This window comes from Domibacillus robiginosus, assembly GCF_000966195.1.
Taxonomy (GTDB): domain Bacteria; phylum Bacillota; class Bacilli; order Bacillales; family Domibacillaceae; genus Domibacillus; species Domibacillus robiginosus.
Window position 1 is genome coordinate 83,467 of record NZ_LAHL01000040.1, and the last position, 23,695, is coordinate 107,161.

Here is a 23,695-nt window from a genome sequence, read left to right on the forward strand (position 1 = left end):
AAAAATAGGAATAAAATGAATTCAGCTTTTCACCGCGACTGGTGTTTCTGCTGCTTCAGACACTCGCTCGATATCCGCACCGAGCGCTGCAAGCTTGCCGTGGAAGTTTACATATCCGCGGTCAAGATGCTTTAATTCTGTTACACGTGTATAGCCGTCAGAGACAAGGCCAGCGATGATCAACGCTGCTGCGGCACGCAAGTCTGTTGCTGCTACTTCTGCTCCCTGCAAGTCAGATGGACCGTCAATAATAACAGAGCGGCCTTCGATTTTTGCATTTGCATTCATACGGCGGAACTCTTCTACATGCATGAAACGATTTTCAAAGACCGTTTCCGTAATCACACCAGTTCCTTCCGCTTTTAGCATAAGAGCCATCATTTGTGATTGCATGTCTGTTGGGAATCCAGGATGCGGCATCGTTTTAATATCGACTGATTTCATTTTCTCAGGACCGATTACACGAAGACCATTGCTTTCTTCGATTACTTGGATGTCCATTTCACGCATTTTGGCAATTAAAGAAGACATGTGTTCAGCCACAGCTCCTTCGACGAGCACGTTTCCACCCGTGATTGCTGCAGCAGCCATAAATGTTCCTGCTTCAATACGATCCGGAATGATGGCATGGTCTGCACCTGTAAGCACATCAACACCTTCAATGCGGATTGTTTCTGTACCGGCGCCTACTACTTTGCCGCCCATTTTGTTGATCAAGTTTGCAAGATCCACGATTTCCGGCTCTTTTGCCGCATTTTCAAGAATTGTTGTACCTTCTGCAAGTGCAGCGGCTGTCATGATGTTTTCTGTTGCCCCAACGCTTGGAAAATCCAAATAGATTTTTGCGCCTTTTAAACGGCCATCTGTCTCAGCGTCGATAAAACCGTTTTCTACCTTCACACGGGCGCCCATTGCTTCAAACCCTTTTAAATGCTGATCAATAGGACGTGAGCCGATTGCACAGCCGCCCGGAAGTGCCACACGGGCTTTTCCATTTCGTGCTAAAAGTGCACCCATAACCAATACAGAGGCGCGCATTTTACGAACATATTCAAATGGTGCTTCAATAAGAAGTTCTTTTGTCGCATCAACCGTTACGGTATTGTTTTCAAATGTTACTTCACAGTTTAAATGGCGTAGTACTTCATTAATTGTGTATACATCGGATAAAGTAGGCACGTCACGAATGACACACTTTCCTTCTCCTGCAAGCATAGTTGCTGCGATTACAGGCAGCACCGAGTTTTTTGCTCCTTCAACTTTGACGGTACCGTTCAACTGACGTCCGCCGCGGACGATAATTTTGTCCAAACTGTTCCCCTCCGCGTCCTTTTCTATTATACATATTCAAATCAGTGGACTGACGTTCCAGTCCTGTCCAATGTCTTTTCGTTCCTTCGACAAAACTTCTTAAAGTTTAACATTCAAATCATTTGTTTCACAAGTGAAATTCAGCACAATTTGTAAAGACTTTGTGAAAAACTTCAAAAGAGGCGCCTTTTTTTTGTTTCCCCGCCCAATGGATGAGCAAACCAAAATTGAATGTTTTTTCACAAATTGTCTTTATCCAATTTAAATGATTTCCCCAAAAAAGGCAAGCATGCTACTGCATAGAGTCTAGTTAAAACAGTAAAGGCAGCTGGCGGGCCCATTGCAGATAATTTAAAAAGAAGCTGCTGACAGTCGATCCAATGGCAATAGAAAGCAGTAAATACAGCATGCGCGCCCTTGCCACCTGATTTTTACGAAAAAGCTGATCTAACCGGAGCGACTGCAGCGCCCAAAATGCCAGGCCAATACAAAAAAGGCTGAGAAACATACTGAACAGCGCTTCCTGCCCAAACGATTCAATCATAGGGAGTTCTCCTTATTTAGCTTATTATCTTTTCATATAGAAGGAAGCTATTTTACTCCAAAATGAGCCATTCATCACAAATAAAGATGCTTTTCTTCCTTATAATATGAAAAAAGCTGTCCAATCGCCAGGCGACGGACAGCTTTTTCTTATAAATTGCCTCGGGAAACATTGACGCGGTTTATCGCACGCTTCAATGCCAGCTCGGCACGTTTAAAATCAACATCATCCTTTTTATCCTGCAGCCGCTGCTCAGCACGACGCTGAGCTTCTTCTGCACGGGCAAGGTCAATGCTCTCCGCTTTTTCAGCAGCTTGTGCTAATATCGTTACCTGATCCGGACGAACTTCAAGAAAGCCGCCGCTGACAGCGATCAATTCAGTTTGCTTGCCGCCTGTTATCAAACGAACTGCGCCGATTTGCAGGGGAGCGACTGTCGGGACGTGGCCAGCCATGATACCAAGCTCACCACTCTGCGCTTTTGCACTAACGAGTTCTGTGTTTGTATCAAGGACTAGGCCGTCAGGAGTGACGATATTGACGTTAAATGTCTTCATAGCTTAACCTCCTGATCCCTATATTAAGCGTTGGCACCCATTTCTTGTGCTTTCGCTACTACTTCTTCAATACCGCCGACCAGACGGAATGCATCTTCAGGAAGCGTATCATACTTACCGTCCAAAATTTCACGGAATCCACGTACTGTATCTTTTACTTGTACGTAAGAACCTTTTTGGCCTGTAAACTGTTCTGCTACGTGGAAGTTTTGTGAAAGGAAGAACTGAATGCGGCGCGCGCGCGCAACCGTCAGTTTATCATCCTCAGACAATTCATCCATACCAAGGATCGCAATGATGTCCTGTAATTCTCTGTAGCGCTGCAATGTCTGCTGAACCGCACGAGCTACATTGTAATGCTCTTCGCCTACGATTTCTGGTGAAAGAGCACGTGACGTTGAAGCTAGCGGATCTACCGCAGGGTAAATACCCATTTCAGAAAGCTTACGCTCAAGGTTTGTTGTTGCATCAAGGTGAGCAAACGTTGTTGCTGGAGCTGGATCCGTGTAGTCATCGGCTGGGACATAAATTGCCTGGATAGATGTAACGGAACCAACATTTGTTGATGTAATACGTTCTTGAAGCTGACCCATCTCTGTTGCCAATGTTGGCTGGTAACCTACCGCAGACGGAAGGCGTCCAAGAAGGGCTGATACTTCGGAACCTGCTTGTGTGAAACGGAAGATATTATCGATGAAGAACAGTACGTCCTGCCCCTGGTCATCACGGAAATATTCTGCCATTGTCAGACCCGTCAAAGCTACACGCATACGTGCGCCCGGCGGCTCGTTCATCTGGCCGAAAACCATTGCTGTTTTCGTGATAACACCTGAATCGCTCATCTCATGGAAAAGGTCATTTCCTTCACGTGTACGCTCACCAACACCGGCGAATACAGAAATACCGCCGTGCTCCTGCGCGATGTTGTTGATCAATTCCTGGATTAAAACGGTTTTACCTACACCGGCGCCACCGAACAATCCAATTTTACCGCCTTTGATATAAGGAGCAAGAAGGTCAACAACTTTAATACCTGTTTCCAAAATTTCAACTTCTGTTGAAAGCTGGTCGAAAGTAGGTGCTGCACGGTGAATCGCATTACGTTGTGCTCCTGCTTCCATTGGTTTCTCGTCAATTGGTTCGCCAAGCACGTTGAATACGCGGCCAAGTGTAATATCTCCAACCGGTACTGAAATCGCGCTTCCTGTATCAATTACTTCCTGGTTACGCTGAAGGCCGTCTGTAGATGCCATCGCGATCGCACGAACAGAATCGTCGCCAAGGTGCGTAGCGACTTCTAGCGTAAGCTCCGTACCGGCTTCAGAACCGATTTGAACTTTTAAGGCGTTATAAATGGCAGGAAGCTGACCGTTTTCAAACTTAACGTCAACAACCGGACCCATAACTTGAAGAACGCGTCCTTTGTTCATCTTTTTCCCTCCTGTTTGGTTAGCTTGATTCTATGATGGGCCGTAAACCGCCCGTTTTCATCCTACTCGAGTGCTGCTGCCCCGCCGACGATTTCCGTAATTTCCTGGGTAATGGCGGCTTGACGCGCACGGTTATATTGAAGTGTTAAATTACGAATAAGCTCTTTTGCGTTATCGGTTGCGTTTTGCATCGCCGTCATACGCGCTGCGTGCTCACTCGCTTTTCCGTCAAGAAGGGCTCCGTAAATCAAGCTTTCTGCGTACTGAGGAAGCAAGACTTCAAGAATTTCTTCTGCGGAAGGTTCAAATTCATATGAAGAAAGGCTTGCACCCGACGATTCAAGCTCTGTCAGCGGCAATACTTTCTTTACTGTTACATCCTGCTGAATGGCATTGACGAAATGGCTGTAGTACATGTAAAGTTCGTCATACATACCTTCAGAGAAAAGATCAACTGTTTTGCGTACAATCTCTTTTACGTCTGCAAATGACGGCTGATCAGGAAGACCTGTGATACTTTCAATTGCTTCAATGCCCCGGATACGGAAAAAATCCCGTCCAACACGCCCAATGGCAATAACGACGTATTCATCCTGGGACGTGTGCTGCTCTTGAATGCGTTTATAAACAGAACGCAAAATGCTGCTGTTATAAGCTCCCGCCAAACCACGGTCCGATGTAATAACAAGGTACCCGGTTTTTTTAACGGGGCGGGAGACAAGCATCGGATGTTTTACATCTTTACTGCCGAGCGCAATTGACGTAACAACTTCTTGAATTTTATTCATATAAGGAACAAATGACTTCGCATTCATTTCTGCACGATTTAATTTAGAAGCAGATACCATTTGCATGGCTTTTGTAATTTGACTCGTCTTTTTAGTCGATGTAATACGTGTTTGTATATCGCGTAACGATGCCACTTTCTCTCACCACCCTTTTGTGTTTGATAACGCAGGAAGGGGCGGACGTCCGATAAGACGGTACCGCCCTTCTGCTGCTTTTATTCGGATTTCACAAACGACTTTTTAAACTCGCTGATTGCAGCTTTCAACTCATCATCAGACGGAAGTTCTTTCGTTGTGCGAATATGATCGTACACATTCGTGTGGTTTTTATCGAGCCAGTGCAGCAGTTCATCTTCGAAACGAGTGATATCGGAAACCGGAATATCGTCAAGGTGGCCGCGTGTTAATGCATAAAGAATCACAACCTGGCGCTCAACTTTAAGTGGTTTATTCAAATCCTGTTTCAATACTTCAACTGTACGTGCACCGCGGTTTAATTTTGACTGCGTAATTGCATCAAGATCGGAACCAAATTGTGCAAATGCTTCTAGCTCACGATACGCAGCAAGATCCAGACGAAGTGTACCTGCTACCTTTTTCATCGCTTTGATTTGCGCTGAACCACCAACGCGTGATACAGAAAGACCCGCGTTGATCGCCGGACGAACACCTGAGAAGAACAAGTCAGACTGCAGGAAGATCTGTCCGTCTGTGATCGAGATTACGTTCGTCGGAATGTAAGCGGAGATATCCCCTGCCTGTGTTTCAACGAATGGAAGTGCGGTAATCGAACCTGCACCAAGTTCATCATTCAACTTTGCTGCACGCTCAAGCAGGCGTGAATGCAAGTAGAATACATCACCAGGATAAGCTTCACGGCCTGGAGGACGACGAAGAAGAAGGGAAAGCTCACGGTAAGCAGCTGCTTGTTTTGAAAGATCATCGTATACGATCAAAACATGCTTGCCGTTGAACATAAATTCTTCTGCCATAGAAACGCCTGTGTATGGCGCAAGGAACAACATTGGAGCCGGCGAAGACGCTGATGCTGTTACAACGATTGTGTAATCAAGCGCACCGTGTTTGCGAAGAGTTTCTACCGCATTACGAACTGTTGATTCTTTTTGACCAATCGCAACATAGATACAAACCATATCCTGATCACGCTGGTTCAAGATTGTATCGATCGCAACCGTCGTTTTACCTGTTTGACGGTCTCCGATGATTAATTCACGCTGTCCGCGGCCGATTGGTACAAGCGCGTCAATCGCTTTAATACCTGTTTGAAGCGGCTCATGAACAGACTTACGAGCCATAACGCCTGTTGCCGGGCTTTCAATTGGACGTGATTTTGTTGTATTGATTGGACCAAGACCATCGACTGGCTGGCCAAGCGAGTTTACAACGCGGCCGATTAGCTCTTCGCCAACCGGAACTTCCATGATGCGGCCTGTGCGGCGCACTTCATCGCCTTCTTTGATGCCTGTGTAAGGACCAAGAATGATAATACCTACGTTGTTTTCTTCCAGGTTTTGAGCCATACCCATAACGCCGTTTGAGAACTCAAGAAGCTCCCCTGCCATAACGTTGTCGAGGCCGTGAGCACGTGCGATACCGTCCCCAACCTGGATGACAGTACCGACGTCGCTAACTGTAATATCGGACTGGAAGTTTTCAATTTGCTTTTTTATCAGCGCACTGATTTCTTCAGCTTTGATACTCATGCATGTCACCCCTCAGTTTCTTTAAAATGTATTTTGCTTTTTTTTCGTTTATAAATTCGTCGTTAATTGCTTTTGAAGACGATCTAACTTGCCACGCAGTGTTCCATCAAAAATGCGGTTGCCGATTTGGACTTTCAATCCGCCTAACAGATTGGAATCTACAATACTTTCAATGTTCAGCGTTTGTTTGCCGACTTTTCGTGCAAACGTATGAGACACATTTGTTTGCTCTTCTTCCGTTAAAGGACGGGCCGAATACACAAGTGCATCTGCTACACCGCGCTCCTCATTTGAAAGCTTAATAAATTCATCACATACAGCTGCAATTTCATTTGTGCGGCGACGCTCAACAAGGAGCTTTAGTGTATTGGTAATCATTGCAGAAGCACCCGCTGAAAGCGTATTGATCATCGCATGCTTATCTGCTAGTGAGATACCCGGTGCTTCCAATGCTTTATACAGCTGATTGTTTTCCGCCAGCACTTGCTGAATCACACGCAATTCCTGGTCAAACTTGGCTACCTGGTTGTGTTCTTTTGCCAGTTCGAAAAGCGCAATCGCGTAGCGTTTTGCCGCTCCGGATTTACTCATTGCTCCTCGCCTGCCTCTTGAATATACTGATTAATCAGCTTTTCTTGATCTGCTGCTGAAAGATCTTTTTCAATCACTTTCGACGCAATCATTACAGACAATGAAGCTACCTGCTCACGCAGCAAGTTCATTGCTTGATCACGCTCTTGAGCTATTTCAAGTTTGGCAGCTTCTTTTAAGCGCTCGGACTCTGCCCGGGCAGCTGCTAAAATTTCTGATTTTTGTTCTTCGCCAAGCTTTTTAGCATTTTCAATTGTATTTTGTGCTTCAAGGCGGGCAGATTTAACTTCCGCTCGTGTTTGCTCTAATAATTGATTCGCTTCGACACGGCTTTTTTCTGCCGCTTCGATTTCAGATGCAATATGCTCTTCACGCTGTGTCATGATGCCCATTAGTGGTGCCCAGGCAAATTTTTTCAGCAGTGCAAGCAGGATAATAAACATGGCTAATTGGAAAAGGATATCTCCGCCATTAAAGCCGGCTCCCGCTCCAAGCGCGTATGCGTTTGTCGTCACGATCAGTTCACTCCCTTCAAGAGGTTCCGGTTGTTATAAAACAACGATTCTGTCTATTTATACATAAAGCAATGGCGAAGGCTCGCATAAGAATGAGATCTTCGCCATAAAGTGTTTCTATTATGTCCAGTTCCGGGCGTTAGAGGCTCGCGTCATAAGTCAGCCAGGCTGCATGGCACAAAACGCCATTCCGCCTGCCCGTCTTATGCACTTCGCCTCTGAACGAACGCCCTGCACTTTTCTTATTGACCTTGTACCATGAACGCGATAACTACGGCGATGATAGGAATCGCCTCTACTAGTGCTACCCCGATGAACATTGTTGTTTGAAGCATACCACGTGCTTCTGGCTGGCGAGCCATACCTTCGACTGTTTTCGATACGATTAGACCGTTACCTACACCGGCACCAATGGCCGCTAAACCAATTGCAATTGCTGCTGCTAAAAGACCCATGTTACTTTTCCTCCTTATTTTTAAAGCATGATTTACTACATAAATGTTTGTCCAAAAGCTGAACAGGTTAATATATTAATGGTCATGACTCACTTTGTGAGAGATATAAACCATCGTTAACATAACAAAGATAAAGGCTTGAATGGCTCCGACAAAAACAGAGAATCCCATCCAGGCAATCGTTGGAATAATTGCCGCTAAATGCCCGCCAACTCCAGTTGCAAGCGAACCCGCAAGCAGTGTAAGAAGAATTTCGCCGGCAAAAATATTACCATAAAGCCGGAGACCGAGCGTAAGCGTGTTGGCAAATTCCTCGATAATTTTCAGTGGGAACATAAACCACATTGGGCGGAAAAAGTCTTTTCCATATTCAGAAAAGCCTTTCATGCGAATTGCATAATAATGAGATAAGCCCACTACCATGACAGCCAGCGCAAGTGTTACAGCCGGATCCGCCGTTGGTGATTTCCACCATAGATAATCGTTATACACAATCGCGAACGGAAGTCCAAGCATATTTGAAACAAAGATATACATAATAAGTGTAATTCCAAGAATATGGAAACGACCGCCTGTTTTCCAGTCCATGTTGCTTTTAACGATTCCTTTAACAAAGTCCATGATCCATTCAAAGAAGTTCTGCATCCCTGTTGGCTTCATTGCAAGCTGTCTTGTAGCAAGCAGCGCAATAAGGAATACAATCACACTGGCTATCGTAATCATTAGCATGTTAGCCAGATTGAACGTCAATGTCACCCCGAAAATTTCCGGGTGAATTAATGGAGACTTATGATCCAAATTATTTCACCTCTTTCCCGTTCGTGCGTTTTATAAAATGTTGGATTCCAAAATCTATCATAATCACTGCATAAGCAGTCATTAATCCAATAACGGTACTGATCAAATGGAATTGATCGGGGTTTTGGAGAGCGATCATCGCTGCAAGTGCGGCAGAACCCATTCTCAAAATGGTGCCCAGTGAAGGGGTTTTCCTTCCATCAGCTACTGCTTTACTGAACCGTTCGATTCTTTTGCCGATGATCCAGTGGTTGTAAAGGCTGAGCGACGTTCCGAGAATCAAGCCTGCAAAAACGCTTTGAGCAGAGCCAAATCCCCAGCCAAGTACAAAGATGGCAAGCAAGTAAAATAAATATTTCCGCTGTCTTTTAATGGAATACTGGAGTTCGGGCATAGGGTGCTAGTCTCCTGAATTGAAATGTTGAATGGTCCGCATCATGGCGTAAATTCCTGCCGAGATTCCTCCAAGCAGTCCGATGATTAAAAAAAGAGGTTTTGTGTTCAAACGGCTGTCAAGCGCCAAACCTGCAAAAATACCGGCAATCATCGAGCCGGCGAGCTGAGCCAAAATGGCACTGTAGAGCGCCATCGCCCGAAAAGCACGGTTGTCTTGATTCCGGTTCATCTCACACCTCAATCGTAGGCTTGACTACCTAAAAAAACACCAGTAAAAAAACGGTTTCACTATGTATAAAAGCCATTCTCCTTACCCTTTGTTAGCATACAATAGGGCTTTTTCAATGTCAATGTGTTGGGAACGAAAACCTCAGGTCGAAACACGTATATTTCACAAAATGCTCATACTTTTTTCATTTTTTTCCGAACATTTACGTAAATATAAAAAAAGTCGTCCGCTTCTTTGGACGACTTTTTCTTCTTATTTCACTTCAAATCGCTCTGGCTGACTTGGATCCGCGCCAAAGTAATAACGAATCGCATCACAAATCCGCCGTGACGCTTCCCCGTCTCCATATGGATTGGAGGATTTTGACATTTTTTCATACGCTTCTTCGTCCGTTAACAGTTCTGAAGCAAGGGAATAAATGGTTTCTTCCTCGGTTCCGGCAAGCTTTAATGTTCCTGCCTCAATGCCTTCTGGACGCTCTGTCGTATCACGCAGTACAAGAACCGGCACCCCAAGGGAAGGAGCTTCTTCCTGAACGCCGCCCGAATCTGTCAGAATAATATGAGCACGTTCAGCAAAGTTATGGAAATCAATTACATCAAGCGGTTCAATCAAGTGAATGCGTGGATCGTCCCCTAAAATAGCGTCCGCTGTTTCACGCACAACCGGGTTTAAGTGAACCGGATAAATGACTTGAATGCCTTCATGGTCTTCGACAAGACGCTTGATCGCACGGAACATATTTTTCATTGGTTCACCCAAATTTTCACGGCGGTGTGCTGTCATTAAAACAAGGCGGTCATCGCCCAGCTTCTGGAGCACCTCATGGGTGTACTCTTCCTTCACCGTTGTTTTCAGTGCGTCGATCGCTGTATTGCCTGTTACAAAGATAGACTCTGGCTTTTTGTTTTCGTTTAATAAGTTTTGTTCAGACTGTGCCGTTGGTGAAAAATGAAGATCTGCCATGACACCTGTCAGCTGACGATTCATTTCCTCAGGGAACGGCGAGTACTTATTCCACGTACGAAGGCCCGCTTCCACGTGGCCCACTGCAATTTGATTATAAAAAGCAGCAAGCCCCGCCACAAACGTTGTCGTTGTATCACCGTGAACGAGCACAATATCCGGCTGGACTTCTTTCATGACTCCATCCAGTCCTTCCAGTCCACGCGTTGTTACATCGATCAGCGTCTGGCGGTCTTTCATAATGTTTAAATCATAATCGGGTGTAATATCAAAAATGTTCAGCACCTGGTCAAGCATTTGTCGGTGCTGGGCTGTTACAGTAACGATGGCTTCAAATTCGTCTGGACGCTTTTTTAGTTCCAAAACGAGCGGGGCCATTTTGATCGCTTCCGGCCGCGTGCCGAAAATCGTCATTACTTTAATCGGGCGATCCATTTTCTCCACCTGCTTTTCTTTATTTTGTTCCGAATAAACGGTCGCCGGCATCGCCGAGCCCCGGTACAATGTAGCCTTTTTCGTTTAATTTCTCATCCAGTGACGCAATGTAAATGTCAACGTCCGGATGCGCTTCCTTCAAAAGCTCTACCCCTTCAGGAGCCGCAATCAGACACATAAATTTAATGTGTTTTGCGCCGCGCTTTTTCAAGGAATGAATCGCTTCAATAGCAGAACCGCCCGTTGCAAGCATTGGGTCCACCACGATGAAGTCGCGATCCTCTACGTCAGATGGCAGCTTCACATAGTATTCAACCGGCTGAAGCGTTTCCGGATCACGATATAAACCAACGTGGCCTACTTTTGCAGCAGGAATAAGCTTAAGTACACCGTCTACCATGCCAATGCCTGCACGTAAAATCGGTACAATTCCAAGTTTTTTACCGGCAAGCACCTTCGCTTTTGCATCACAAACCGGTGTTTGTACAGTTACTTCTTCAAGCGGCAAATCCCGCGTAATTTCAAACGCCATCAGCGTGGCCACTTCATCTGTTAGTTCACGAAAATCTTTCGTGCCCGTGTTTTTATCGCGAATCATTGTCAGCTTATGTTGAATAAGCGGATGATCGAACACATAAACTTTTCCCATTATGTTCACTCCTTGTTTATACGGTCATACAAAATCATTCCTTATTTTACTCCAAAAGAAAGGGACCGGCAACCGAGGGGCCATATCGATCTTTACACACAAAAAAACTGCCGGCAAAAATGCCGGCAGTTTTTGTTGAATTATGCTTGCTGGTAAAGTGAGTAATTTGATGTTAAAGCAGCAACGCGTTCTGCTGACTCTTTTAACACCGCTTCGTCTTCGTGGTTTTTCAATGTTTTTGCGATGATTGAAGCGACTTCATCCATTGCAGCAAGGTCGAATCCGCGTGATGTAACAGCTGCTGTACCGATACGAATACCACTTGTCACAAATGGACTTTCTGGATCGTATGGAATTGTATTTTTGTTTACCGTAATCCCAACTTCATCAAGCACTGCTTCTGCCACTTTTCCTGTTAAGCCAAGTGAACGAAGGTCGATCAAAAGAAGGTGATTATCTGTTCCGCCTGATACGATATCAATACCTTCCGCTTTCAAGCCTTCTGCAAGACGGCTCGCATTGTCAATGATGTTTTGCGCATATGTTTTGAAATCATCCTGGAGTGCTTCTTTAAATGCAACAGCTTTTGCAGCGATTACGTGCATAAGCGGGCCGCCTTGAATACCAGGGAAGATTGATTTATCAAACTTTTTGCCAAACTCTTCTGTTGACAAAATCATACCGCCGCGTGGACCGCGAAGTGTCTTGTGCGTTGTTGTTGTTACAAAGTGAGCGTAAGGAACTGGGTTTTGGTGAAGGCCTGCTGCCACAAGGCCGGCAATGTGTGCCATATCCACCATTAAGTAAGCGCCCACTTCATCCGCGATTTCACGGAATTTAGCAAAGTCAATAGCGCGTGGGTACGCACTTGCACCGGCAACGATCAATTTCGGCTTGTGCTCAAGCGCTTTTTGGCGGACATCTTCATAATCGATAACTTGCTCTTCTTTTGTTACGCCGTACTCAACGAAGTTGTACTGCACACCGCTAAAGTTAACCGGGCTGCCGTGTGTTAAGTGGCCGCCATGAGATAAATTCATGCCAAGAACCGTGTCGCCTGCTTCTAATACCGCGAAGTAAACACCCATGTTTGCCTGGGCACCTGAATGCGGCTGAACGTTTACATATTCTGCACCAAAAAGTTCTTTTGCACGATCACGTGCCAGGTCTTCTACTACATCCACATGCTCACAACCGCCATAGTAGCGTTTGCCTGGGTAGCCTTCTGCGTATTTATTCGTTAAAACTGAACCCTGTGCTTCCATTACTGCTTCTGATACAAAGTTTTCTGAAGCAATCAGTTCAATTTTTGTTTGCTGGCGTTTCAATTCGTCCTGAATTGCTGCGAATACAGCCGGGTCCTGCGCTTGAATTTTGCTCATCGTTGTTCCCCTTCCCAATCTATAAAATAGTCATGCAAGTTGTCGTTAAAAAATCCTCTTTCATAATAACATGTTTTCCGAATCTTTCAACTGCATTTTCTGTTTTTTTACGCTTTTTCGCTAAAAAACATGCTTTTTTATTTTAAAAACGGGCTCATTTCTTAACATTCTTCACCGTTCAAATCACTTACATTCGTTTTTTCATATACAGCTCTCGGGCCGCCGATCAATTTAGGACGTGTTCTAGCCATCGTAACGTGTGCAGCGCCGACCGAGTTTCCAGATGTACGCACTGGCACAGCTACGTGTTTTAAATGCATACCGATCAAGGTATCACCAATATCGATACCGCCGTCTGCTTTCACAAACTCAACAAGCACGCAATCCTTCTGCCCAAACGCATAAGCAGCCATGGCTCCGCCTGCCGTTCGCACCGGCACGGCCGCCACTTCTTCATAGCCGAATCGCTGCGCCACTTCTCGTTCAATTACGACTGCCCGGTTTAAATGCTCACAGCATTGAAAAGCTATATGAACGCCTGTTTTTTCCGCGAAGACATGCAGCACTTCATAAAGAGCAGCCGCTGTCTCATTTGTACCGGCTGTACCAATCCGGCCGCCGGCTACTTCTGAGGTGGAACACCCGACAATAAACAGCTGTCCTTTTTTAAATTGCGCCTGTTCCTGCAGTTCCGAAAGAAGAGCTTCCAGTTCTCGTTTGCACACAGCAAGCTGGTCCATTACTGTCCGCTTCTTTCTTCATAATCAGCAATTTTTCCGATCCGAACAGCATGACGGCCGGCTTCAAAATCGGTTGTCAGCCACATCTCGGCAATTTCTCGTGCAAGTCCGGGCCCGATAACACGCTCACCCATTGCGATAATATTCGTATCGTTATGCTGGCGCGTAAGCTTCGCACTGTACACATCGTGAACAAGCGCACAGCGAGCTCCTTTTACTTTATTGGCGGCAATGGACATACCGATGCCTGTACCACAAATTAAGATTCCCCGGTCAAATTCACCTGCTGCAACCCGTTCCGCTACCGGAAGAGCGTAATCAGGATAGTCAACGGATGCGGTACATTCACAGCCGAAATCCTCATAGTCAATACCTAGTTCTTCCATTAATGTTTTGATTTCTTCGCGAATATTCATTCCGCCATGATCTGATGCAATGGCTACCTTCATATCTAAGCGCTCCTTTCAAGCTTTGCTGTTTTTATTTTCTCATATTTGATTGTGGAACTACAGTTTAAAACGTGTAATCACGGACTTAAGCGCAGCAGCCTGCTCTTGTAATTTTTGACTGGTGCTGCCGATTTCATGAATCACATCGGACTGCTCCTGCGCTGCGTATGTTACTTCATTGGCTCCTGCCGAGGTTTCTTCTGCAATCGCCGCTACTTCCTGAGACTGGTGTGTCGTTTGTTCGATTTTGTTCATCTGCTTGTCGACCAAAAAGGAAATCTCTTCTACCTCGGCAGCCATATTCATAATATTTTCCCCAATTTGTCCAACAGCTTCCTGAGCTGATGCCCCTTTTTGAACCCCTTCTTCTGCTGCCTGTGCCTGGTCAGCGATTTTGCGTACAACGTGATTGACTTCAAACTGAATTTGTTTAACAAGCCCGGAGATACTTTTTACCGCTGTGGCACTTTCGTCGGCAAGCTTGCGTACTTCTTCTGCAACGACGGCAAAACCCTTTCCATGCTCTCCAGCCCGCGCTGCTTCAATCGACGCATTGAGTGCAAGTAAATTTGTTTGCGCGGCAATGTCTCCCACCAGACCAATGACACTTTCTACTTTACGTGCGTTTTCTTCCAGCGACCGGACCGCTTCCAGTGACTCTGCATTATCGGATGCAAGGGAATTCATACCGGAAATAAGCAGTTGGAATGCCTCCCGGCTCGTATCCAGCTCTCGAACCATACTGTCGGCTTTGCCAGCGGATTCTTTTGCTTTTTTTTGAACAGAGCCGGCAATGCCCGCTACTTCCTCCATCGCTTCTGCTGTTGCTTGAACAGCATACGCTGAGCTCTCTGCTCCACTGGCAATTTCTTCAGCTGTTTGTGCCATGCCTCCCGCCTGCTGTGCAGCCTGACTGCTAATTTTTGCAATATGGCCGACACTTTCATTTGTCACAGCAAAGTTACTTTCAATGCTTTGCACCATCGTCCGTAAATTCAAAAGCATCTCGTTGAATGCGACACCGAGTGCCCGGATTTCATCATCGCTCTCAGGAAGGGCCACTTCTTGCTCGATTCTTCCAGAGGCCGCCTCCCGGGCAGCTGCTTCCAGCCGAACCATCGGCTTTACAAAATAAGAAGCCGCAAAGTACGCCAGCACAGCTGACCAAAAAATCCCGAACGCAAGCGTAGCAATCGTAAAAGCCATTTCATTTAAATGCAAAAAATAAGCGGGATAAACAAAATACATAAATAGGGCACTGAATGTATACGTAATAACGGCCAGCAGCGTTACGAGCAGAACGAGTTTTTTTCGAATACCGAATGAATAGGTTTTTTTCTCTCTCATTTTCTTGTCTCTCTTTCCAGCCACCTGCTTATGTACAAATCCAGTTCTTCATACGTTTTTCGGTACTCGGCATCCGGCCCGCCGAATGGATCCGCTACATCTCCATCCGCTTCTTTCAGTGGCCTTACTTTATGACGAAATTGCGGAAAGTGAACGTCTATCAGCTGCTTATGAGAAGCAGTCATAGTCATTACAAGATCCGCCCATTCGAGCAGGTCTTCTGTTACTTGAGCCGCAGCATGATTGTGCGGAATTCCTTTTTCATTCAAAATAGCCGTTGTTCCTCTGGAAGCAGGTGCGCCTGGGCTGGCATACAGTCCCGCTGATTTCACTTTCCATTCCGGCTTTTTCTGGCGTAAAATAGCTTCCGCCATCGGACTGCGGCACGTATTGCCTGTACATACGAATAAAATGTTCATAGTAACCACCTTTGCATACGTTTTCTTTCATTATAAAGGAATGAATAACAGGAAAATAGTCCTTTTCTGTTTGAAAAGGACTTCATTACGCAATGATCCACTTTAATCCGATGATGAGTAAAAACAGCCCTCCAACTGCTTCTCCCGCCTTTCCTGCTGCTGCATTGATCCGACTGCTGAGCAGAAGGCCAATCATAGTCATAACCCCTGAAAATATACCGAAGCTCATTACAGCTATTGACTTGTCCATTCCAAGCACGCCAAGCGATAGTCCTGTTGAGAAGCTGTCCATGCTGACTCCAAATGCGAACAGGACGATCCCAATACCTGACGGCTTGTCCTGTTCTTCTTTTCTAAAAAACGAAAGCATCATTTGCAGTCCCGTAATAACGAGAACCAAGCCGCCTGCTGAAACAAGAATATCGCCAAATCTTCCGTGTAAAAAACTCCCGGCTGTCATGCTGGCGGCGGGCAGAAGAATATGCATACTGCCGACTGCTGCACTCAGCTGGAGCTTGTCCCACAATCCCATCCGCCTCATTCCGATAGCCAATGCTGCACCAAATGCGTCTGCCGACAGCGCTAATGATAAAATAAAAATATCCATGCTTATTTATATGCAGAGTGATATTTTCTATACCCCATGTACAGGAGGAATGACAAGGATGAGCGATGTTTTTGGTTTTTGGTTTTCGCTTTTCAGATACACAAAATGATCTCTTCTGTCAGCTTTTCGCCATCGGATATGACTGGATTACACCAGCTCATACGTATCATTGGGACGGTTTGAAACGGATTGATGGCCCTCTTTGCCTGTTTCAATACACTGTCTCTGGCAAAGGGATGCTTGAAGCAGGCGGCATTACGCATTCAATTCAAAAAGGACAGGCTATACTCGTTGATATACCAGGCGACCATCGTTATTACCTTCCCGAGGCGAGCAGTCACTGGGCCTTTTATTTTATTTTATTTTGTTCCGTCCTTCTATTATTCAAGCAAACTGGAACCAAATCACACAAAAGCTCGGTCCCTCTCCTCTTCTTCCATTTGATAGTGCGCCTGTTCAGCTATTGCAGCATGCATACCAGGCAGCCAAGCAAAAACAAATTACAGACGGCTTTCGCGCTTCGACTCTTGTCTATCAGTTTGTGATGGCACTTCAGCAATATAGCTGCTCGACATTACGTTTAAAAACAAACTGGCCCGAACCCGTACAGCAGGCTGCAGACGAAATGGAGCAGCAGTATCGAAACCTGCATAGTTTAGATGAGATTGCCCAACTGTCAAGTTTATCAAAATTTTATTTTGCTCGTTTGTTTCATCAGTCCACCGGGCGTACACCGATTGAGTATCTAACAAAAATCCGCATTGAAAGAGCCATTTCTCTTCTTTTGCACTCTTCTTTAACGATAGAAAATATTGCCCGGGAAATTGGCTTTTCAAGCAGTAGCTATTTTATTAAAGTTTTTCGCAAATGGACCGGCTTTTCACCAGGGGAGTTTCGCTCCGGCCACGCTGTGACAGATTTCAGTTTTTTCACCTTCGACTAGGAGCAACATTGTACAATATCAGGCAATATGTTTGCATAGACGCCCCCTGCTTGAGCCTTTTAGAATAAAAATAGAAAGCAACAAGTTTCTATCAAGAAAGGAGTGTTTAAATTGGAGAAAAAAACAGCATCTCTTCCACCGATGGGCTGGAATAGCTGGGACTGTTACGGCGCTGCGGTCACAGAAAAAGAGGTACGCGGCAACGCTGAATATATGGCCCGGCATTTAAAAGAGGCGGGCTGGGAATACGTTGTAGTTGACATTCAATGGTACGAGCCGGGGGCCGTTTCCTCCGCTTATCGTCCTTTTGTGCCACTGGAGATGGATGAATATTCACGGCTTATCCCAGCGGTAAATCGCTTTCCTTCCGCTCAAAATGGAGGCGGTTTCAAAGAATTGAGTGACTATGTCCATCAGCTTGGCTTAAAGTTTGGCATTCATATTATGAGAGGTATTCCGCGCCAGGCGGTTCATGCCAACACGCCCCTTCTGGGAACCAGCGTACGCGCGCGTGATATTGCCCACCCTAATTCTATCTGTCCCTGGAATACAGATATGTACGGCATAGACGTCTCCAAAGAAGGGGCACAGAAATACTACCATTCTCTTTTTGATCTTTATGCTTCCTGGGGAGTGGATTTTGTGAAAGTGGATGATATTGCCGCTTCTCGTCTGTATGGTATGCACGCTGAAGAAATCCGGCTGATCCGAAATGCGATTGATCAGTGTGGACGCGAAATGGTGCTTAGTTTGTCTCCAGGTCCGGCTCCGCTCGAACAAGCCGGATTATTCAAGGAAACAGCCAATATGTGGCGGATTACCGATGATTTTTGGGATCTTTGGCCTCTTCTTTATAACATGTTTGAGCGCTGTGAAAAATGGGCCGAGCATGCTGATGCCGGTCATTGGCCGGATTGTGACATGCTGCCGCTCGGCCATATCGGTATCCGGTCTGTAGACGGCGGCGCCACCGACCGCTGGACTCGATTTACAAAAGACGAGCAGCGAACGATGATGACGCTCTGGTCCATTGTCAGGTCCCCACTTATGTTTGGCGGTGAACTGCGAGACAATGACGACTGGACCCTTTCTTTGCTGACCAATCCGCATGTTTTGCATATGCTTCGTACCTCGTCAAACGCGAAACAGGTATTCCGCCGCGGCAACAGGGTTGTTTGGAAAGCGGAGGCAGAAGACGGCGGCCTTTATGCAGCGCTGTTTAATTTGAGAGACGAGCCGGCAGATATTACCGTTTCTCTCAGCGAGCTCGGTCTTACAGGTATTCACCGCCAAACAGATTTATGGAGCGGACAGGACGAGTCTTTAACGAAAGATTGTTTAACCGCCGCTCTTCCTCCGCACGCTTCTGTTTTATATAAAATAAATTAAATAAGCAGGCTGCCCGGGGCAGCCTGCTTATTTCGTGCTAATCCATTTGTGTCCGGCCGCTTTTTCCAGCCTGTTCATAATCGCCGCACCGACACCCTCTGCCGGGAAAGCTTCAGCAATAATCGCATCCACTGACTCCTCATTAAATGCCCGGAGTGCACCGTACAGCCCTTTTGCAACCGAGGTTAAATCACTGCGGTATCCACAAACAATAACCGCTTCTGCTTTGTAAAAGGGAACATTCTCCCATGACGCAAGCACACCGACTTTTTTTCCTTCTGCCTGCCATTCATTCACTTTTCTTTGAATGGATTCAGCTGTTCCTTCCATTATGTAAAGAGGGGCTTCTGGCGCATAATGTGTATATTTCATTCCCGGCGCTTTCGGGGTGTCTTCTTGTTTTTGAAGAAAGGTGTTCGTAGCCGCTTTTCCGGCTATTGCTTCAATGTCGGCTTCTGTTACACCACCTGGCCGCAGCACAATCGGATAATCCCCTGTACAGTCTACTACTGTAGATTCCAGGCCAACTCCGGTTTCACCTGCATCCACAACGCCGGCAATCCGCCCGCTTAAGTCATCGAGCACATGCTGAGCTGTAGTTGGACTCGGCTTACCAGAACGGTTTGCACTCGGTGCTGCCACTGGTACACCTGCTTGCTTAATCAACGCAAGTGCCGCCGGATGATCAGGCATTCGAATCGCAACCGTGTCAAGGCCGGCTGTTACCCGCTCAGATAAAACACCTGCTTTTTTAGGAACGATTACCGTCAGCGGGCCAGGCCAAAACTTTTCAATCAGCCTACGCGCATAAACGGGAACAGAATGAGCTAGTTCATCCACATCTTTCTGATCTGCAATGTGGACAATAAGCGGATTATCGGAAGGCCGCCCTTTTGCTTCAAAAATTTTATCCACAGCTTTATCCAGTTTTGCCTGCCCACCGAGCCCGTACACGGTTTCTGTAGGAAAAGCCACTACTTCTCCCTTGCGTATAAGGTCAGCCGCTTCTTTTATTTGTGGATAATGTTGATGAATTTGCTCAATGTTATCCACAAACCAGTATTTCGTCTCCATATTCGTCACCTTTGCTTTTTTATTTATATAATCTCTTCACAGCCCTATTATTTCTATACATAAATCGACTTTCAGCTTCGTTATGAACAGAGTTATTCACAATATGTGGACAACTTATCCCCTTTTGTGTATAACTGTGTGGATGATTGTTTTTGTTCGGCTATCTTTGCACAAAGAAGTTCAAGCTCTTGTTCCATCGCTACAACTTTTTCATTTTGTTCCGGGTGGCCGTTTTCCTTGAGCTCATCCCACAATTCTACAACAGCCCATTTGTATTCTGGCTCTTCCTCTTTTTCTTCTGGAAAACAAAACGATGGATAAAGCAGACACCACCAGTTATCCCCATGTCCATCCCCAATGGTGATCACAAGCGATTCATATTCACCCGGCGGATATACATAACGTCCATACTGCTTAGCCGGAAATGCTTCCTGGCCCAATGACACATCAACAGGCTCACCTGCCGCTTTTGATGCAATTTGTTTAATTTGCTTTATATTGTCCCCGATTAAGCTGCGTGCTTCCTCTGGTGAGTGTGCGTCCACCGCCCACTTGCTGATTTGAGCAGCAGCAGCTGTATGAACGCGTTCTTTTCTTTCCTGCTCCACCCGGCTATTATCATGTGCTACTACCCGGATACGGATCGCTTCCTCGGGAATGCCTCCCGCCGCTGGATCAGACGGGGCAAAATACATCATAAAGCAAACTGCTGCTGAAAGTCCATATACATATAGAATAAGAATTTTTGTTTTCATTTTATCATCCCTCCCGGCAATCAGTATCACCGGAAAGGAATCATCTTAAACGTATAAAAATACCATTCTATCTTTTTTATTAATATCGTATAGAATACTCGTTTTCCCGTTTGGAAAAGCAGAGTCAAAAAGTGCGGCTACATCTTTCGTTTGTCCAGCACCTGTTTCTACACCGACAAGTCCGTCGGGCTTCATCACCACCGGAAGCTGACCGGCCAGCTTCCGATATAGATCCAGCCCATCCTCTCCGCCAAACAGCGCCATATGTGGCTCATGATCCACAACGACAGTGGATAAGGTTTCCCGTTCTCCTGCTGGAATATAGGGAGGATTCGATAACAGCACATCAACAAGCAGCCCCTGCTCTATAAGAGGCTCTGCCAGATCACCGTGTAAAAACGTCACATCCACTCCAAGAGCTTTTGCATTTTCGGAGGCGGTTTGAAGAGCTTCCGCTGACAAATCAACTGCATAAACAGATGCATCCGGCCGTTCAGCTTTTATCGTCACAGCAATCGCGCCGCTCCCTGTTCCAATATCTACAATGACCGGACTCTGACGCCCTTTTATTTTTTCAAGGGTATGATACACAAGTTCTTCCGTTTCTGGACGCGGAATTAATACATTGCCGTTTACAATAAAAGGACGTCCATAAAACTCTTCCACGCCAATTAAATGCTGAACCGGCACTCCTTCTGCATGATGTTTGACCATTTTTGAAAAAGCAGCCGACTGCACTTGTGTAAGCGGATCATGCAAGCGCGCCAAAAGAGCGGAGCGGCTTACGCCAATTACATGTTTCATCATGAGTTCCCCTGCATTTGCATCACGGCCATGCTCGATTAAATAAGAAGAAGCCCATTTTAGGGCTTCATATATTTTTTGTTCCACTCGTTAATCCTCCAGGTTTTCCAGGCGGCTCGACTGATCTTCTACAATAAGAGCATCAATAACTTCGCTCACTTTGCCTTCAAGAATTTGGTCAAGCTTTTGAATCGTTAAACCAATACGATGATCCGTTACACGGTTTTGCGGGAAATTATATGTGCGGATCCGCTCAGAGCGATCCCCTGTCCCAACAGCTGATTTGCGGACTGCGTCATACTCTGCCTGCGCTTCTTTTTGGAATTTATCATAAATACGCGCACGAAGAACCTTCATCGCTTTTTCTTTGTTTTTAATCTGTGACTTTTCATCCTGGCAGGAAACGACGATACCAGTCGGTAAATGCGTCAGCCGGACCGCAGACATCGTCGTATTAACCGACTGGCCACCTGGTCCGCTTGAAGCAAATGTATCTACACGAATATCTTTATCATGCACTTCTACTTCTACTTCTTCCGTTTCCGGCATAACGGCAACAGTTGCCGTAGAGGTATGAATTCGTCCGCCTGATTCGGTTTCCGGCACACGCTGCACACGATGAGCCCCGTTTTCGTACTTTAATTTGGAGTAAGCACCGCGTCCATTGATCATGAAAATAATTTCTTTGTAGCCGCCAACACCCGTTGTGCTTGCTTCAATTACGTCAATTTTCCAACCGTTTGTTTCTGCATAACGTGAATACATCCGGTATAGGTCACCCGCAAACAGAGCTGCTTCATCACCGCCCGCTGCCCCGCGAATTTCCATAATGACGTTTTTATCATCATTCGGATCTTTTGGAATGAGCAGCACTTTCATACGGGCTTCGAGGTCGGAAAGTGTTTCTTCTAGCTCACTCATTTCTTCCTTGACCATTTCGCGCATATCCGCATCGAGCTTGTCCTCAAGCATCATTTTAGCATCAGCGTATTGTTCTTTTGCTTCTTTATACTGGCGGTATACCTCTACTGTTTCTTGAATATCCGATTGTTCCTTCGAATAATCACGCAGCTTGGCCGGGTCATTTACAATATCCGGGTCACTGAGCAATTCATTTAACTTTTCGTACCGGTCTTCTACTGCCTGCAATCGATCAAACATTGTCTCCACCTCGTTCGTTAAAGCGGCGGGTTTTGATGGCACTTCCGGCAAACCGGATAATAAGCATCGTTGCCGCCGATTTGAATTTGTTCCCCTGTGTAGACAGGCTTTCCTTCTTCATCTACGCGCAGGTTCATCGTTGCTTTTCGTTCGCAAAACCAGCAGATCGTTTTCATCTCTTCGACTTTATCTGCATAAATAAGCATATACTGGCTGCCCTCAAACAGCTCGTTTTGAAAGTCATTTTTCAAGCCAAACCCCATGACTGGAATATTCAGTTCATCTACAATTCGAGCCAGCTGCAGCACATGCTTCTTTGATAAAAACTGTACTTCATCCACTAAAATACAAGACGGGTTTGACGAATCATCACGCACTTCTTCAAATACGTCCGTCTCCGTAAAGATCGGCCGTGCGGGGCGCCGCAGGCCTACACGGCTTGAAATGTAGCCGACTTCATCCCGCGTATCAAGGCCGGATGTAAACAAAAGTACACCCTTATTTTGTTCTTCATAATTATTGGCAACCTTTAAAATTTCAATCGATTTGCCACTATTCATTGCACCATATTTGAAAAAAAGCTGGGCCATCCTGCCTGTCCCTCCATTTATATCAGTGATCAAAGACTAAAAACACGGCATCGTACCGCCGAGCCCAAGTCTACCACGTCCTGTGGCAGACGCCCGACTAGATCATCACAATCGTCGTAACGTCTTTATGACCCGCATTCTGCGTGTCCAAGCGTAAGGCGGCCATTGAGGCCCGGCAGGCATAAGACGAACCGGCGGCGAAGCGGCACTCTTTCCCACATAGCCGTGGCGGCTTATGACAGAGGGGCTGTCCACCTGAAGCTAGACAGCCTAAAAATGCTACCTTTTCTTATTTTTACATACAAAAAAACAGGCAAGCAGTTTGCACTCCTTGCCTGTCCCTTTTATCATTATCTTGCTTGATCTTTAAGGCCGTATTTTTTGTTGAAGCGATCCACACGTCCGCCTGCGTCAGCAAATTTCTGACGACCAGTGTAGAATGGATGGCATTCAGAGCAAACCTCTACGCGAATTTCTTCTTTTACAGAACCAGTGTTAAACTCGTTTCCGCATGCACATTTAACAAGTGCAGTTTTGTAGTTAGGATGAATTCCTGTTTGCATCTTTTTCTCTCCTTCCGCCCTGAGTCATTCCGAAACAGAGTTAAATATAATTAGGCGGTATTCCTAATTATTTATTTCATTCAC

Annotated in this window: 28 protein-coding genes; 2 read left to right on the forward strand and 26 right to left on the reverse strand. The window is 45.8% G+C overall.

What is annotated here, in order from left to right; genetic code table 11:
- Positions 1-21 precede the first annotated feature (21 nt).
- From murA to VP97_RS17530, 20 genes are all read right to left on the reverse strand, one after another.
- Complete coding sequence (gene murA / locus VP97_RS17435) at positions 22-1,311, reverse strand: UDP-N-acetylglucosamine 1-carboxyvinyltransferase (RefSeq protein ID WP_050183351.1); 1,290 nt, start codon at positions 1,309-1,311, stop codon at positions 22-24.
- 310 nt (positions 1,312-1,621) lie between these two features.
- Entirely contained in the window at positions 1,622-1,855 is a 234-nt protein-coding gene (locus tag VP97_RS17440; protein ID WP_050183352.1) for a DUF1146 family protein, read from the reverse strand.
- A 149-nt stretch (positions 1,856-2,004) separates the two neighbouring features.
- The gene (locus VP97_RS17445; protein ID WP_050183353.1) at positions 2,005-2,412 is read right to left on the reverse strand and encodes a F0F1 ATP synthase subunit epsilon; all 408 of its coding nucleotides are present in this window, start codon (positions 2,410-2,412) and stop codon (positions 2,005-2,007) included.
- Between the two features lie 23 nt (positions 2,413-2,435).
- Entirely contained in the window at positions 2,436-3,842 is a 1,407-nt protein-coding gene (gene atpD / locus VP97_RS17450; protein WP_050183354.1) for a F0F1 ATP synthase subunit beta, read from the reverse strand.
- Between the two features lie 62 nt (positions 3,843-3,904).
- Positions 3,905-4,765 (reverse strand): F0F1 ATP synthase subunit gamma, encoded by an 861-nt coding sequence (locus VP97_RS17455; protein WP_050183355.1) that lies wholly within the window; start codon positions 4,763-4,765, stop codon positions 3,905-3,907.
- Positions 4,766-4,845: 80 nt separating this feature from the next.
- Positions 4,846-6,354, reverse strand: a complete 1,509-nt coding sequence (gene atpA, locus VP97_RS17460) for a F0F1 ATP synthase subunit alpha (RefSeq protein ID WP_050183356.1) — start codon at positions 6,352-6,354, stop codon at positions 4,846-4,848.
- A gap of 48 nt (positions 6,355-6,402) precedes the next feature.
- The gene (locus VP97_RS17465) at positions 6,403-6,945 is read right to left on the reverse strand and encodes a F0F1 ATP synthase subunit delta (RefSeq protein ID WP_050183357.1); all 543 of its coding nucleotides are present in this window, start codon (positions 6,943-6,945) and stop codon (positions 6,403-6,405) included.
- The gene (atpF, locus tag VP97_RS17470; protein ID WP_050183358.1) at positions 6,942-7,460 is read right to left on the reverse strand and encodes a F0F1 ATP synthase subunit B; all 519 of its coding nucleotides are present in this window, start codon (positions 7,458-7,460) and stop codon (positions 6,942-6,944) included. Before atpF ends, VP97_RS17465 begins: the two co-directional genes overlap by 4 nt.
- Before the next feature lie 242 nt (positions 7,461-7,702).
- The gene (gene atpE, locus VP97_RS17475; RefSeq protein ID WP_046174586.1) at positions 7,703-7,915 is read right to left on the reverse strand and encodes a F0F1 ATP synthase subunit C; all 213 of its coding nucleotides are present in this window, start codon (positions 7,913-7,915) and stop codon (positions 7,703-7,705) included.
- 75 nt (positions 7,916-7,990) lie between these two features.
- Positions 7,991-8,713 carry a F0F1 ATP synthase subunit A gene (atpB, locus tag VP97_RS17480; protein ID WP_050183359.1) on the reverse strand — a complete coding sequence of 241 codons (723 nt, stop codon included), beginning with the start codon at positions 8,711-8,713 and terminating at the stop codon, positions 7,991-7,993.
- 1 nt (position 8,714) lies between these two features.
- Positions 8,715-9,107 (reverse strand): ATP synthase subunit I, encoded by a 393-nt coding sequence (locus VP97_RS17485; RefSeq protein WP_050183360.1) that lies wholly within the window; start codon positions 9,105-9,107, stop codon positions 8,715-8,717.
- A 6-nt stretch (positions 9,108-9,113) separates the two neighbouring features.
- On the reverse strand, positions 9,114-9,338 hold the full coding sequence (locus VP97_RS17490) for an AtpZ/AtpI family protein (protein WP_050183361.1): 225 nt from the start codon (positions 9,336-9,338) through the stop codon (positions 9,114-9,116).
- A gap of 252 nt (positions 9,339-9,590) precedes the next feature.
- Positions 9,591-10,739 carry a non-hydrolyzing UDP-N-acetylglucosamine 2-epimerase gene (wecB, locus tag VP97_RS17495; protein WP_050183390.1) on the reverse strand — a complete coding sequence of 383 codons (1,149 nt, stop codon included), beginning with the start codon at positions 10,737-10,739 and terminating at the stop codon, positions 9,591-9,593.
- 19 nt (positions 10,740-10,758) lie between these two features.
- The gene (gene upp / locus VP97_RS17500; protein ID WP_050183362.1) at positions 10,759-11,388 is read right to left on the reverse strand and encodes a uracil phosphoribosyltransferase; all 630 of its coding nucleotides are present in this window, start codon (positions 11,386-11,388) and stop codon (positions 10,759-10,761) included.
- A gap of 140 nt (positions 11,389-11,528) precedes the next feature.
- A complete protein-coding gene (glyA, locus tag VP97_RS17505; RefSeq protein ID WP_050183363.1) occupies positions 11,529-12,770 on the reverse strand; it encodes a serine hydroxymethyltransferase in 1,242 nt (413 codons plus the stop codon).
- Between the two features lie 161 nt (positions 12,771-12,931).
- Positions 12,932-13,510 (reverse strand): TIGR01440 family protein, encoded by a 579-nt coding sequence (locus tag VP97_RS17510; protein WP_050183364.1) that lies wholly within the window; start codon positions 13,508-13,510, stop codon positions 12,932-12,934.
- A complete protein-coding gene (gene rpiB / locus VP97_RS17515; RefSeq protein WP_050183365.1) occupies positions 13,510-13,959 on the reverse strand; it encodes a ribose 5-phosphate isomerase B in 450 nt (149 codons plus the stop codon). Before rpiB ends, VP97_RS17510 begins: the two co-directional genes overlap by 1 nt.
- 57 nt (positions 13,960-14,016) lie before the next feature.
- On the reverse strand, positions 14,017-15,306 hold the full coding sequence (locus VP97_RS17520; RefSeq protein WP_050183366.1) for a methyl-accepting chemotaxis protein: 1,290 nt from the start codon (positions 15,304-15,306) through the stop codon (positions 14,017-14,019).
- Complete coding sequence (locus VP97_RS17525) at positions 15,303-15,725, reverse strand: low molecular weight protein arginine phosphatase (protein ID WP_050183367.1); 423 nt, start codon at positions 15,723-15,725, stop codon at positions 15,303-15,305. The genes VP97_RS17520 and VP97_RS17525 overlap by 4 nt, the downstream gene beginning before the upstream one ends.
- An 85-nt stretch (positions 15,726-15,810) precedes the next feature.
- Positions 15,811-16,332, reverse strand: a complete 522-nt coding sequence (locus tag VP97_RS17530; protein ID WP_050183368.1) for a manganese efflux pump MntP — start codon at positions 16,330-16,332, stop codon at positions 15,811-15,813.
- A 364-nt stretch (positions 16,333-16,696) separates the two neighbouring features.
- Here VP97_RS17530 and VP97_RS17535 point away from each other — a divergent pair, with 364 nt between their 5' ends.
- Together VP97_RS17535 and VP97_RS17540 are read left to right on the forward strand one after the other, a co-directional pair.
- Positions 16,697-17,275, forward strand: a complete 579-nt coding sequence (locus VP97_RS17535) for a helix-turn-helix domain-containing protein (protein WP_245629925.1) — start codon at positions 16,697-16,699, stop codon at positions 17,273-17,275.
- Positions 17,276-17,416: 141 nt separating this feature from the next.
- Positions 17,417-18,664 (forward strand): glycoside hydrolase family 27 protein, encoded by a 1,248-nt coding sequence (locus VP97_RS17540; RefSeq protein ID WP_050183391.1) that lies wholly within the window; start codon positions 17,417-17,419, stop codon positions 18,662-18,664.
- A 27-nt stretch (positions 18,665-18,691) separates the two neighbouring features.
- Here the strand turns inward: VP97_RS17540 and VP97_RS17545 are convergent, their stop codons facing one another.
- The 6 genes from VP97_RS17545 to rpmE form a co-directional block, all read right to left on the reverse strand.
- The gene (locus VP97_RS17545; RefSeq protein ID WP_050183369.1) at positions 18,692-19,738 is read right to left on the reverse strand and encodes an L-threonylcarbamoyladenylate synthase; all 1,047 of its coding nucleotides are present in this window, start codon (positions 19,736-19,738) and stop codon (positions 18,692-18,694) included.
- A 92-nt stretch (positions 19,739-19,830) separates the two neighbouring features.
- A complete protein-coding gene (locus tag VP97_RS17550) occupies positions 19,831-20,493 on the reverse strand; it encodes a stage II sporulation protein R (protein ID WP_050183370.1) in 663 nt (220 codons plus the stop codon).
- A gap of 45 nt (positions 20,494-20,538) precedes the next feature.
- Complete coding sequence (gene prmC / locus VP97_RS17555; protein WP_050183371.1) at positions 20,539-21,384, reverse strand: peptide chain release factor N(5)-glutamine methyltransferase; 846 nt, start codon at positions 21,382-21,384, stop codon at positions 20,539-20,541.
- A 3-nt stretch (positions 21,385-21,387) separates the two neighbouring features.
- Positions 21,388-22,458, reverse strand: coding sequence for a peptide chain release factor 1 (prfA, locus tag VP97_RS17560; protein WP_050183372.1), 1,071 nt, complete (start codon positions 22,456-22,458; stop codon positions 21,388-21,390).
- A gap of 17 nt (positions 22,459-22,475) precedes the next feature.
- On the reverse strand, positions 22,476-23,048 hold the full coding sequence (locus tag VP97_RS17565; RefSeq protein ID WP_050183373.1) for a thymidine kinase: 573 nt from the start codon (positions 23,046-23,048) through the stop codon (positions 22,476-22,478).
- A gap of 350 nt (positions 23,049-23,398) precedes the next feature.
- Positions 23,399-23,611: a 50S ribosomal protein L31 gene (gene rpmE, locus VP97_RS17570; RefSeq protein WP_050183374.1), complete on the reverse strand. Its 213-nt coding sequence runs from the start codon at positions 23,609-23,611 to the stop codon at positions 23,399-23,401.
- Positions 23,612-23,695: the final 84 nt, after the last annotated feature.